Consider the following 13,074-nt stretch of genomic DNA (forward strand, 5'->3'; position numbering starts at 1 on the left):
GAACCTACCGAGGAACCAACGGCGGAACCGACCGTGGACCCTACTGAGGAACCAACAGTAGAGCCGACAACAGAACCAACAGTTGAGCCAACGGCAGAGCCAACAGAGGAACCGACCGCCGATCCGACGGCAGAACCAACTGATTCCCCAGAGGTCCCCAAAGCTCAAGAACCAGAGTCCGGCGATCAGGTAGCCCCAGGCGAGGAAAACTTGTCGTATGACAGTGAATCCTCTGCACCTGACGAGGGTAAGTTCGTTTTCAACACCGGTACCGATGTTGAAAACGGCGCGATTACCGTCAACTACCGCACTTCACCTGATGCCGAACCTCAGACCACCACCGGCAATGTCAGCGACGGCAAACTCACTTTGCAAGGCGACGATGCCTTCACCGACACCGTAAAGGACTTCAACCAGCTGCTCATCACTGTGCAAGACGCTGAGGGCAAAACCATCTCTTCCGTCCTCTCCGGCGCCAGCGTTCTAGCTTTGCAGTCCGATATCGTTGATAACCGTTTGGGGCTACCACTGGTTGAAGCTGGAGCAGTTGAGCTGGGCTTCGATGTACCCGCAGGGTTCCCAACTGTGGCTGAAGACAACTTCAGATTTGATGTGAAGTTCGTCGACACCCAGGGACAGCCAGTTTCCGTTTCGGACGTGGCTTTTACCGTCGAGGGTGAAACCCTGATCGTCAACGATCCACGAGTCGCAGAACTCACGGCCGGTACCTACTTCCTCTATGGTGAACAGCAGGCCGATGACGCAAACCGCAGCGCAGCAGCGTTTGCCCAGCCTGCAGCTGATCCAGTTGTCAGCGTGTCTACCTGGTTCGGACTGTTCGCCCCAGCGGCTGAGGTAACACCAACCCCTACCGAAGACCCAACGGCGGAACCAACGGCGGATCCTACCGACGATCCAACGGACGAACCTACGGGCGATCCAACCACGGAGCCAACGGACGACGAGGCCCCTACCGCTACGGCCCCTCCTACACAAGAAGCGCCAGAACAGGACAACAGCCCAAAGGACGATAATTCCAATAAAGACGAGCTCGCCGACACCGGCGCGAGCGACGGTTTGCTCATTGCGGGCAGCCTAGCGCTAGGACTCGTCATCTTGGGCGCAGTCGCACTGGGCCTGCGTCGACGCGGGCGCCACGGCTAGGCAGAACAGCAAACTTCGAAAGCACTGCTAGAGCCGTGCAATTGAAGCGAACCGGACGGCCGTTGGATCGATACGACAAAGTATGGATCCAACGGCCGTTTCGCATTCTCCCAAATTTGTTCCCCAGAACGGGACTATTCTCTGGATTACGCATGTTCTACCCATGGACGACTTAAAGACGTTTGGTATCCGCGTGCCGCCATCCGGCGCGCGGAGACAGGCTTACATCAAGACTAGGGAAAGAACTCCTATGACAACCATGGTCAACGCATATGCTTCCCCTTCGGCCACCGAGGGACTCATTCCCACACAGATCGAACGCCGCGATGTCGGGCCTCACGATGTACTAATCGACATCAAGTACTCGGGCATCTGCCATTCCGACATCCACACCGTACGTGGCGAATGGGGCCCGCAGACTTATCCGCTGGCTCCTGGCCACGAAATCGCCGGCATCATTGCGGAGGTCGGCTCAGCTGTCGCCAAGCACAAGGTCGGTGACCGCGTGGGTGTGGGTTGCATGGTCAACTCCTGTATGGAATGCGAGAACTGCCTCGCGGGAGACCAGCAATTCTGCGACAAGTCGGTGGGAACCTACGGTGCCACGGACCGCGACGGCACCATCACCCAGGGCGGCTACTCCACCCACGTGGTCGTCACCGAGAACTTCGTGCTGAGCATTCCTGAAGGTATAGAACTCGATGTCGCCGCTCCTCTGCTTTGCGCAGGCATCACAACTTTCTCTCCGCTGAAGCACTGGGGTGCCGGACCGGGCAAGAAAGTTGCAGTGGTGGGCCTTGGCGGTCTGGGCCACATGGCGGTGAAGATCGCCAGTGCCTTGGGTGCCGAAGTAACCGTGCTGTCCCAGTCCTTGAAGAAAAAGGAAGACGGGCTGCACATGGGGGCAAGCGATTACCGCGCCACCAGCGACGAGAACACCTTCAAGGAGCTGCAAAAGAGCTTCGATCTGATCATCAACACGGTTAGCGCCTCGATCAATGTCAGCGACTACCTTGGATTGCTGCGCGTCAATGGCACCATGGTCAACGTTGGCGCGCCGGCAGAGCCACTGCCGGTCAACGCCTTCGCGCTTATTGGCGGTCGCCGCTCATTCGCCGGCTCGCAGATTGGCGGCATCGAGGAAACCCAAGAGATGCTGAACTTCTGCGCCGAGCACGGAATTGGCGCAGAAATTGAGGTCATTGCCGCCGAGCAGATCAACGAAGCATACGAACGCGTGATGAAGTCCGATGTCCGCTACCGCTTCGTGATCGATACAGCGACGCTCGTCTAGGCGAACAAAACTTGATCGACTGAGGTGCACACGGCGTTCGAACTATTGACCGAAGAGTGAGTGGTTCGAACGCCGTTTTTGGAGGAAACACTTGCATCTACATCTGAACGCCCCGCCACTGCTTGCCGAGAAATCGGGGGAAGTACGGTGACCGCTCCCGATTTCACCGAATATCAGTGGGATTTCCTTGAACGCGGCAGCGTGCTATTGGTAACGCTCAGTGGACCTGCCAACCTCAGGCTCATGGATCCAGAAAATTTCGCGGCCTTCCAAGACGGTGCCGAATATGACTTCCATGGCGGAATGGCGCGCAAGGCACCCTACAGGCTCAAAGTCCCTCAGTCCGGTCCATGGTTCTTGGCGATTGATCTGACGGGACTGAGCGTCCGCGGAGTACGCCACGCGGTGAGCGTGGAACCACCGCAGAAACTCGTCGAGCGACGGTCCTAATCAAAAGCGCTCGGGTGTGCCAAAAGGCAGGTGGCCCGTTGGTCCGAATCAAAGGGTTGCGCGCAGATTGCTGCGATCTCTAACCTGCAAGTTTAAGTGAGAGATCTACTAGGCTCTTAGCGTCGAGCCCCGGCCAGCCATGGAGCTTGTCTAGCCAATCCTCTGGGATAGCCGGCAGCCCATAGGCAGCACCTACCAACGATCCAGCAATCGCCGCTACGGTATCCGTGTCAACTCCGCCACGTACCGCTGCTTCCAGGGAAGCAACTAAATGCGTTGACTTCTCCCCTACGGTATCCGTGGAAACGGCAATGGAGCTCCATGCTCCTTGGAAAGCTTCCACGACCCACCCGTTATGCGAGAAGTCGCGCGGCCGCTTGTCTTCGGCCTGTTGAATGCGCTGTTCCCAAACTACTGCGCGAGCGGGTTCCAAAAGCTGCAGCCCAATTCGGATATCCAGTTCACCGGTGAGCACAGCGTGACGCACGGCAAGAGTCCACAAGCCGCAAGCCTCTGCTGCCTCCTCGTCGAAGTGAGTCAGCCTGCTGATGGCAGTTGCCGCTTGATAGGCCTCGGCCGGCGTGCGCTCTAGATAGGCCAAGGCGACGGGTGCCGTTCGCATGAGGCTTCCGTTGCCAGCCGAGCGGCCGGTTCGCAGGTGAACGGATTCGGCAGCCTTCAGTGCGTCTTCTGCGCTGGGCTCGTGGCGGTTACTTTCACGCGCGCTTTTTTCGGCCTCGCCGAGGACGGCACGCGTCTGGCTGCCAACATCCGGTGCGCTCTGAGCCCAAATGGCCCACTGCCGCACCATGTAATCCGCTGCGTCACTATTGAGTGTTCTTTGGGAGTTTACGAGTGCCCGTGCAATCACGATTGCCATCGAGGTATCGTCCGTCCATTCCCCCGGCGCAAAGTCTCCGAGCCCTCCGCCGATCATGGCAACCGGGGCGTCCTGAGGCATCGGGGCATCGAATTCATAGCCAGCGCCAAGTGCGTCCCCTGCAGCCATGCCCACGAGTGCTCCACAGATACGGCTCTTCATGCCAGACGAAAACTCCATGCGGTCCCTCCACCAGAAAATTTGACTCATACTCAGCTACTGCTGTGTGTCTAAATTACCGTGCGCGCCCGACAAGATGGCCGGAAGCTACTACTTGTTCGAATCAAGAGGGAATACGAGAAGCGAGCTTGATGCGGTCGCAACGACCTTGCCGTTCTTATCTACGACTTCCCCTTCAGCGAAGATCACTCGCCGGCCCGGCTTGGTAACCCTCCCGGTGCATCGCAACGGCCCACTGTCGGCAAGCACTGGACGCAGGTAGTTCACTTTGATCTCGATAGAGGTATAGCCCATTCCTGCAGGAAGCGTCGAGTGCGCTGCGCAGCCGAGCGCCGAATCGAGCAGTGCACACACCAGCCCTCCGTGCACCGCACCAATCGGATTGTAGTGCGACTCCTCCGGAGTGCAGGTGAAGGCCACCGACCCCTCAGATACTTCGGCTACATCCATATTGAGATGCCCTGCGATGGGCGCCCCCGGAATTTCGCCGGAGGCCATCAGTTTCAAATACTCGAGCCCGGAAAACAACGGTAGCTGCTGCAGCGCGCTAGCAGGATCTCGCCACCTCACGACCTTTTCGTGTTCGCCCTGTCTAGCTTCCATCTGTTTTTCCCTCTTCGTTCCGGGCTTCAGTAACTTGCGAAGGCAACGGCACGTTTTGCAACCGCAACTGTCCGCGGGCAAGCACCTTGGAGCTGGCAACATCTGTGATGATGACTTCCCACAATTGCTGAGTAAGTCCTTGGTGTAGCGCGGTGGCTTCCACGCTTGCCAGTCCCGCACTGCCTGGCCGCAAGAAATCTGTGGCGTTATGTACACCGACGGCAAATTGGCCACGTTCCTTCACCGCATAGCTCGCCGCGATGCTGGCGGCGCTTTCAACGATCGTGGTGAACAGCCCGCCGTGCACCACTCCCCATGGGGTGTGGTGGTTTGCCCCTAGCTCCACGTGCCCACGGAGGAACGTCTTGCCGACCTCTTCAACGATAAAGCCGGAAGCGGCGACAAAGTCGCTAGCCGCATCGAGCCCCATGTCAGGAAGTACGTCGTTGCTTGTTTTCATTGATTGGCCTCTCAAAAGCTAACTGTTATATTTGAAGCTAGCTAGATCGACGGGACATGTCAACGGTAAGGAGCGCTCTTCATCATGCAATGGCTCGACTATGACACCGAGAATTGTTCGATTCAGCGCACACTGGACATCATTGGTGAAAAGTGGAGCCTCATGGTGCTTCGTGAAGCTTTTAACGGTGTGCGCCGATTTGACGAGATCCGCAATCATCTAGGGGCTTCCGAGGCGGTCATCGCTGCCAGACTGCGCACCCTAGTGGCAGCTGGAATTCTCTCGGCCACACCGTACAAGGAGCCAGGCCACCGTACTCGAAACGAGTATCGCCTGACGCAAAAGGGCTTGGATCTCTATCCCGTACTTATCTCGTTGCTCCAGTGGGGCGACAAATACGAAGCAGATACGGCTGGCCCACCGCTACTCGTCACGCATCGGGAGTGCGGCGAACCGGTGTCAGCAATTATCCAGTGCGCCGGTGCGCATGTTCTTGATTCACCACGAGAATCGCAAGTCTCCCCCGGCCCAGGGGCAAAACTCCGCAACTCCGTTACCTAAGGCCACGAGACCACAGCCCCGACTTTTTCCGGAACCGCGGCCAACTCGTTCAACACCCCGGTCCTCCAGAACAGATTAGCTGTCGTCAAGGCTCGTTCCTGACCCGAACGCGGACAGCGGTCGATTAGCTTTTAGCGCATTCCCGCCGCAATTTGTCCTTTGAGCTGTCCGAAATCAATTTTGCGTTGGTAGAGGGTGGCTCGGTATAAACCGACTACTTTCTAGCATCGCTAGCGGCGGCGCACCTCATTACCGCGACAAATACCAGCGGCATTCCTGCTATCTGCAGGGTCCAACCGCTTCTGGTCGCATCGACAAAATAAGTACTTTCGAATGACCTGGCGTTCAGCCTCCACACTCGATCATTTGGAGTTTTCAGATGTAGCCTGCATTGAGCTCAGCTACGAAGACCAGAGCCCATCACGCAATTTAGCTTGTTCGGAAAATCTTGCTCAAGGAAATTAGCAATAACCCCAGCAGAACCTCAGGAATTCGATACCTCATTTAGCTGAAATGCAAGAAACAAGTTACTGTGCAGTAACTCACCGAGCGAAAAACCACTGGAATTTAGCTGAAAACCCTGAGAGTTTCTTGCTAACCGCTGAAAATAGCGCGCCCGTGTACGCAGTGCGCTCCAACAAGGAATACGGTAGAGGTAGACGTTTTTTCGTTGATGACTCTAACGCATCAAACGATTGTTACTTCGTCGCGTCCGTGAACGGCGCGACAGCCCCGACACAAAGGCTAAATTTTGAACGGCAATGCCACTTTTAAACACCACAATGTGGCCCTCTTGGCGGTAAACAGCGTACTTGCACCTGAGGTCATGAGTTCGGCAGAATTCGACGAGCGTCTGGCTCCTAGCCTCAAGCGTCTGCGCCTCTCCAAAAAGCTGCTTGAACGCGTGTCGGGTGTCAAAGAACGCCGCTGGTGGTCCGAAGGCATGGAATTTGATGATGCGGCGATTCTCGCTGGCAAGAAAGCGCTGGCTCAGGCCGGCGTTGAACCAGGCCAAATTGGCCTCCTGATCAACACTTCGGTGACCCGACGCAACCTAGAGCCTTCGGTAGCCTCAAAGGTTCACAACGGATTGGGCCTGCCGTCCTCCGCCATGAACTTCGATGTGGCCAACGCCTGCCTGGGGTTCGTCAACGGTATGAGCCTGGCTGCAAACATGATTGATTCCGGACAGATCAAGTACGCGCTGATCGTGGCCGGCGAAGATTCCCGGCCCACCCAGGAGACGACGTTCCAGCGCCTCAACGCCGAGAACTCCACCCGTGAAGACTATATGCGCGAATTTGCAACTCTGACTCTGGGCTCCGGCGCGGCCGCCGCCGTCATTGGACCGGCGGATGTTCACCCTGACGGACACCGCATTCTCGGCGGGGTTTCCCGCGCAGGAACCGAGCACCACGAGCTTTGTGTCGGCGGTCCGACCGGCATGTACACCGACACCAAAGGCCTGCTGGACAACGGCTTGGAGCTGGTAGTTGATGCTTGGGATGAAGCACATCATTCCGGCTGGGACTGGAAGTCCATGGACCGCTACGTCACCCACCAGGTCTCGAAGTCCTACACCAGCGCCATTATCAAAGCCGTGGGCCTAGTAAAGGACCGAGTGCCGATCACCTTCTCCAAATGGGGCAACGTGGGGCCTGCTTCCCTGCCAATGACCTTGTCGCAGGAGGCCGACTCGTTAAAGCCTGGTGACCGCGTGCTCTGCATGGGCGTCGGTTCAGGACTGAACACCGCGATGATGGAGATCGCCTGGTGACCGAGATCTTTCCCGGCGTAGATGCAAAATACTCGGGCTACCTAGACGTCCCTTCTACTTCGGAGGTAGACGATCCAGGAACCACCCACCTGTGGCATTTGCTGGACAACGAAGAAGAACTCATCGCGCGTGGTATCCACCCAGTCGGCACCCTGGTGTGCGTGCACGGCAATCCCACATGGTCCTACCTGTGGCGCAGCCTGCTGAGCCACGTTTCGGACAACGCCTTGCCATGGCGTGTCATCGCCGTAGACCAGCTTGATATGGGATTCTCTGCCCGCACCGGGAAGTTCCGTCGGCTGGCCGATCGAGTCAACGACCTAGGCGATTTGATCGAAGGCCTCGGACTCAACGGCAAAGTCACCACGGTTGGCCACGACTGGGGAGGAATCATTTCCCTGGGCTGGGCCGTAGCCCACCAAGAGCAGCTGGCGAACGCAATCCTTACCAACACCGCCGTACACCCTGCGGGCTTCGAGCTACCAGCCGCCCTGCGTTTGGCTTCGAACCCTGCAGTCCATGGGTGGGGCACCAAGAGCACTGACGCATTCCTTCGAGTGACTCATTCGCTGGCTCAGCCGGCCTTGGAGGCAGACGTCCGCAAGGCATTCATGGCTCCCTACACCAGCGCGGACAAGCGCACAGGCGTCGCAAACTTCGTAGCGGATATTCCTTTTAGCGAAGATCACCCGAGCCGTCCTGCATTGGAGGAGATCTCCGACGCAATTCGCTCGCTCTCCGTTCCGGCGCTCATGCTGTGGGGCCCTAAGGACCCGGTGTTCTCCGATCGCTACCTAAGAGATCTGATGGACCGTCTGCCCCACGCTCAGGTGCACCGTTTCGAAGGCGCCAGCCACCTGTTGCCTGAAGACCGCGATATCGCCTCCCCCATTTTTAATTGGTTGGACGCCGAACGGGATTCTAAGAACTCCTCACGCGCCACCGCCCTGAGCGACTACCGTCCGATGCTCGCCGAGCTGGATTCACGCACAGATGACCACAGCATTGCGGTAGTGGATATCAATCCCCCGCGCTCCCTGTCCTGGTCTGAGCTCGGCGAACGCGTTAATGCTCTCGCCGCTGGCCTCGCACAGATCGGTGTCACCGCCGGATCCCGAGTCAATCTTTTGGTGCCTCCAGGCATCGAATTGACTTCACTGATCTACGCTTGCCTGCGCCTGGGCGCGGTCATTGTGGTGGCAGATGCGGGCCTGGGCACCAAGGGCTTGGGACGTGCCATCAAGGGGGCCGGCCCTAGTTTCCTTATCGGGATCGATCGTGCACTCGTGGGCGCCAGATTCTTTGGCTGGCCCGGCACCCGGATCGCCGTGGAAAACTTGCCGGCTGCCAAGCGCAAACTCCTCGGGGTGGCACATACCGTCCCCGAGCTGCTCGAGTCCGGTAATTCCGCTGCCCATGATGCGCCGACGTTTGACGAAGCCGACCCGGATGCCGATGCCGCGGTGCTTTTCACCTCCGGTTCCACCGGCCCGGCCAAAGGTGTGGTCTACACGCACCGGCAATTGGCTGCCATGCGGGACACCCTGCGCGAAACGTACAACCTCAAGGCTGGCTCCGCTCTGGTGGCCGGATTTGCGCCATTCGCACTTCTGGGCCCAGCCTTGGGCGCAACCTCGGTCACCCCCGATATGGATGTTACGGCACCGCGCACCCTGACCGCCGCGGCGCTGGCGGATGCAGCCTTAGCCGTCGACGCAACCACCGTCTTCGCGTCTCCTGCCGCCTTAGCGAATGTGCTGGAAACTGAAGACGCCCTAGACGGACCCCAACGCAAGATCCTCGAAAATGTCTCCCTGATGCTCTCGGCCGGAGCACCGATTCCAGAGCCTTTGCTGGCCAGGGTCCAGAGCCTGGTGCCCAATGCCCGGGTGCATACCCCGTATGGGATGACCGAGGCACTTCCCGTGACCGACATTGATTTGGCAGGTATTCGTGCCGCTGGATCAGGGAACGGAGTATGCGTTGGCACTGCGGTGGCGGGGGCTCAAGTAGCTATTGCACCGCTTGGTTCCGATGGCCAAGCGGGCAACGAACCATTGGAAGAACCAAACCTCACCGGTGAAATTCTGGTGCGCGCACCCCACGTGAAGGACCGCTACGACAGGCTCTGGATCACCGAGCAGGTTAGCACCTCCATTCCTGGCTGGCACCGCACCGGAGACGTGGGGCATCTCGATGACCAGGGACGACTATGGGTCGAAGGCCGTCTCGGCCATGTGCTGCACACCGCCACGGGCTCGAAAACACCTGTGGCAGCGGAGCAAGCAGCCGAATCTGTAGCCGGCGCCGGACGAGCTGCAGTGGTCGGTGTCGGACCAGCAGGGACTCAAGCCGCCGTAGTGGTGATGGAAACCGTCCCACCGGCCCGCCGCGCGGCTCCAGCCCCGGTGGCATTTGCCCACGCGGTGCGCACTGCGGTGGAACGAACCGGGCTGGAAATTTCGGCTGTACTCGTAGTCCCGGATCTGCCAACCGACATTAGGCACAATTCCAAGATTGACCGTGCGGCTCTGGCAGGCTGGGCGGCGACCACACTGGCCGGCGGAAGGATCGGCAAGCCATGAGTGAAAAGCAAAGTTCCGCGCCAACCCGTCGCGTCCTAGTCACCGGCGCCAGCGGAATGCTTGGCGGCGCCGTAGCAGAGCTGCTACGCACCCAAGGCCATCATGTCCGGACTTTCCAACGCAGACCATCGCAGGGAGCCACGGACGACGTGTTGGGTTCGCTTACGGATTCTGAGGCAGTAGGGCAAGCAACCGAGGGTATGGATGCCGTCATCCATCTGGCGGCCAAGGTTTCATTCACCGGTGCATGGCAAGAATTTGTCGACACGAATATCAATGGAACCAATAATCTGCTCAGGGCTTCCAAAGAAGCCGGAATCAAAGACTTCGTTTTTGTTTCTTCCCCTTCGGTGGCGCACTTCGGAGAACCGTTGGCCGGCGCAACCGCCGGTGCGGCCGATCCTGAGCGGGCCCGCGGAAATTACGCGCGGTCCAAAGCGGCGGCGGAGCTCAATGCTCTTGCCCAAGATTCGGATGGCTTCCGTGTAGCGGCGATCAGACCCCACGTGGTCTGGGGTCCCGGCGACACGCAGCTGGTTGAGCGGGTCATTCAGCGAGCAAAAGCCGGACGACTACCGCTGCTGGATCATGGGGCCGCGCTCATTGACACCACATACATCGACAATGCGGCCACGGCGATTGTCCGTGGCCTCGAGCGCATGGAGTTTGCTCACGGTCGTGCCCTGGTAGTTACCAATGGTGAGCCGCGCCCAGTGGGCGAGCTCATTGCAGGGATCTGCCAAGCGGGCGGCGCACCGGCCCCCCGGCTAAACGTTCCGGGATGGCTTGCACGCGGTGCGGGGTCGGTCATTGAACGCCTCTGGCTTGCGGCTGGCGCCAAGAATCTTGTACACGACGAGCCGCCAATGACTCGGTTCCTTGCGGAGCAGTTGTCAACCGCGCACTGGTTTGATCAGCGCGAAACGCACGAAATCTTGGATTGGAAACCTGAAGTAACCATCACTGAGGGATTGCAAAGACTCGCTTCCCACTACGTTGAGCTTGATCGATAGATTGCATAGGAAATTAGCCGCAGAATAGTCGCCTCTGCCCGGGAGGGTACATCTGGATGGCTCGCAGCGTTCTACAGCTTCTGAGCCCCGGACCTGACGGATTACTTCGAGGTGTTCCCCAAACCCGAATTGGCGTGCATCAGATACCGCTGGGCTCGGCAGACGCCTCGGATTATCCACGAGCGCTTACAGCTTGTCAGCGGGGAATCTCCACATCACGTGTCCATCCTTAATTCTCGCTCACCAGCGGAAGGCCGCAGAGACTGTACTCGGTCGCTAGGATCCGTTCTCCCACGGATAAGTGCTACCAAGCGGTCGACTACTTGGCAACTGCTCCAGCGGCAACCGCGCAGAATTCGAAAATTGGCGCGCATCAGGAAACCTTGATTCACTCTTTCTTGCAGCACGAGTACTCTGCGCTAAGTTGATTCAATGAGCAATAAGATTTCTTATCAGGGCGAAGCCGGATCGAACTCAAACATCGCTTGCACCGAGAGGTTCCCCGATATGGAAGCCGTCCCGTGCGCCAGCTTCGAGGATGCGTTTGCGATGGTCGAAAGTGGCGCGGCAGACCTCGCCATGATCCCGATAGAGAATTCCATTGCCGGCCGTGTTGCCGATATCCACGTATTGCTCCCTGAATCTGACCTTCAAATCGTTGGGGAACATTACCTCAGAATCCGTTTCGACCTGCTCGGAATTCCCGGAAGCAGCATTGAAGCCGCCACCGAGGTCCATAGCCACATCCACGCGCTAGGCCAGTGCCGACGTTTGATCCGCGAACATCAGCTGACCCCGGTCATAGCCGGGGATACTGCAGGGTCCGCCCGCGAGATCCGGGATTGGGATGACCCCCGAAAATTGTCGTTGGCCCCGCCGATGGCCGCCGAACTTTACGGACTCGAGGTCCTGTCCAGCGGGGTCGAAGACGACCCAACGAATATGACCAGATTCGTTGTGCTGGCCCGCAAACAAGCTTTGCCTACCCGGGCGCAACTGCCCGATGAAGTCATCACGAGCTTGGTCTTCCAGGTACGCAACGTGCCCAGTGCGCTGTACAAGGCACTTGGCGGATTCGCGACAAATGGCGTGAACCTCACGCGTATGGAAAGCTACATGGTCGGCTCCACATTCGCCGCGACCACGTTCATGGTTGACATTGAAGGGCACCCGGAAGATCTTCCCGTACGGCTCGCCCTAGAAGAACTGGATTTCTTCACATGGGAAATCAAAACCCTCGGAACCTACGCGGCCAGCGAGCACCGGCAGGCCGGATCAGCTTCTTTCATCTGATGTTGCTCCGTCGCTCTGACACGCTTCGTATCCATTGGACGCAAATGTTCTAGGCCGCAGGGGAATCAGTCTGAGGGACTTTCATAGCCTGCGACCAAGCAGTTCTGCACCATGGCTGCTGGAGAATCGACCGTATCCGGAACGTACCCCGTAGACGTCGCAGATCACCAACGGCGTATTTCCCGTTGCGGCGTTATGCCAGCTATTGGCGAATAGCAGCCAAATTAGCTTCAAGCAGAGCTCCGACGGTTTCGATTGCCTCCCGTACGGCATCCGGATCGGCAACAGTCAGTTGCTGAAACACTAAACCGTCCAAAGCGGCAAAGACCGCTCGGGCCAGCGGTCGTGAGTTGACGTGCCCTTGCCTACCCAAGGCACGCTGCAAAGCGTCGATATATCCCTCATAGAGCGCTTTGGCCTCATCGCGAAGGTCGGGGCGGCGGCGCGACTCCAGCACGAATTCATACTGAAACAGCTGAAGCTGCGGCTCTCGCTCGACCAGTTCGACCAGCGTACGCGCGAACCCCCCGTCTATGGTTTCCGCGGCAGACAAGTCACTTAGTCGTATAGCCCTAGATATTGCCCAGGCCACCGCCTCATGGAGCAACGTGTCCTTGGTCCCGAAGTGGTGGCTAATCAGGGTGTTGTTGACCTGCGCTACCTCGCTGACCGCACGAAAAGTAAGGCCGTGGAGTCCGCGTTCGGCCACGACCGCCACGGTGGCGGCAAGCAGTGCTTCCTTGCCGTCGCCATATTTATTGTTCCGCATCGCTTTCACATACTGAGTCTAACTCCTCAACGTGGCCCTTGACAC

General features: G+C 58.4%; 12 protein-coding genes. 8 read left to right on the top strand and 4 right to left on the bottom strand.

Annotated features, from left to right (window positions below; genetic code table 11):
* The 3 genes from CIK76_RS19935 to CIK76_RS15990 all read left to right on the top strand — a co-directional run.
* On the top strand, positions 1–1,164 hold a 1,164-nt coding region (locus CIK76_RS19935; RefSeq protein WP_255248510.1), incomplete at its 5' end, for a PT domain-containing protein.
* Positions 1,165–1,414: 250 nt separating this feature from the next.
* Complete coding sequence (locus tag CIK76_RS15985) at positions 1,415–2,458, top strand: NAD(P)-dependent alcohol dehydrogenase (RefSeq protein ID WP_096288219.1); 1,044 nt, start codon at positions 1,415–1,417, stop codon at positions 2,456–2,458.
* A gap of 147 nt (positions 2,459–2,605) precedes the next feature.
* The gene (locus CIK76_RS15990) at positions 2,606–2,908 is read left to right on the top strand and encodes a DUF1883 domain-containing protein (RefSeq protein WP_176484260.1); all 303 of its coding nucleotides are present in this window, start codon (positions 2,606–2,608) and stop codon (positions 2,906–2,908) included.
* 79 nt (positions 2,909–2,987) lie between these two features.
* Here CIK76_RS15990 and CIK76_RS15995 read toward each other — a convergent pair whose 3' ends face one another.
* From CIK76_RS15995 to CIK76_RS16005, 3 genes are all read right to left on the bottom strand, one after another.
* Complete coding sequence (locus tag CIK76_RS15995; protein ID WP_217990416.1) at positions 2,988–3,968, bottom strand: ADP-ribosylglycohydrolase family protein; 981 nt, start codon at positions 3,966–3,968, stop codon at positions 2,988–2,990.
* 90 nt (positions 3,969–4,058) lie between these two features.
* Entirely contained in the window at positions 4,059–4,571 is a 513-nt protein-coding gene (locus CIK76_RS16000; protein WP_096288225.1) for a PaaI family thioesterase, read from the bottom strand.
* A complete protein-coding gene (locus tag CIK76_RS16005; protein WP_096288227.1) occupies positions 4,561–5,031 on the bottom strand; it encodes a PaaI family thioesterase in 471 nt (156 codons plus the stop codon). The genes CIK76_RS16000 and CIK76_RS16005 overlap by 11 nt, the downstream gene beginning before the upstream one ends.
* A gap of 84 nt (positions 5,032–5,115) precedes the next feature.
* Here CIK76_RS16005 and CIK76_RS16010 point away from each other — a divergent pair, with 84 nt between their 5' ends.
* The 5 genes from CIK76_RS16010 (at position 5,116) to CIK76_RS16030 (ending at position 12,260) form a co-directional block, all read left to right on the top strand.
* On the top strand, positions 5,116–5,592 hold the full coding sequence (locus CIK76_RS16010; RefSeq protein ID WP_096288229.1) for a helix-turn-helix domain-containing protein: 477 nt from the start codon (positions 5,116–5,118) through the stop codon (positions 5,590–5,592).
* 751 nt (positions 5,593–6,343) lie between these two features.
* Positions 6,344–7,369 carry a 3-oxoacyl-ACP synthase III gene (locus CIK76_RS16015; RefSeq protein ID WP_176484261.1) on the top strand — a complete coding sequence of 342 codons (1,026 nt, stop codon included), beginning with the start codon at positions 6,344–6,346 and terminating at the stop codon, positions 7,367–7,369.
* Entirely contained in the window at positions 7,363–9,954 is a 2,592-nt protein-coding gene (locus CIK76_RS16020) for an alpha/beta fold hydrolase (protein ID WP_255248519.1), read from the top strand. Before CIK76_RS16015 ends, CIK76_RS16020 begins: the two co-directional genes overlap by 7 nt.
* Positions 9,951–10,967, top strand: coding sequence for an NAD-dependent epimerase/dehydratase family protein (locus tag CIK76_RS16025; protein ID WP_096288235.1), 1,017 nt, complete (start codon positions 9,951–9,953; stop codon positions 10,965–10,967). The genes CIK76_RS16020 and CIK76_RS16025 overlap by 4 nt, the downstream gene beginning before the upstream one ends.
* A 432-nt stretch (positions 10,968–11,399) precedes the next feature.
* On the top strand, positions 11,400–12,260 hold the full coding sequence (locus CIK76_RS16030; RefSeq protein ID WP_096288237.1) for a prephenate dehydratase: 861 nt from the start codon (positions 11,400–11,402) through the stop codon (positions 12,258–12,260).
* 202 nt (positions 12,261–12,462) lie between these two features.
* Here the strand turns inward: CIK76_RS16030 and CIK76_RS16035 are convergent, their stop codons facing one another.
* Positions 12,463–13,029 (bottom strand): TetR family transcriptional regulator, encoded by a 567-nt coding sequence (locus CIK76_RS16035; protein ID WP_096288318.1) that lies wholly within the window; start codon positions 13,027–13,029, stop codon positions 12,463–12,465.
* Between the last annotated feature and the right edge of the window lie 45 nt (positions 13,030–13,074).

Origin of the sequence: Glutamicibacter sp. BW80 (assembly GCF_002332385.1) — a bacterium.
Taxonomy (GTDB): domain Bacteria; phylum Actinomycetota; class Actinomycetes; order Actinomycetales; family Micrococcaceae; genus Glutamicibacter.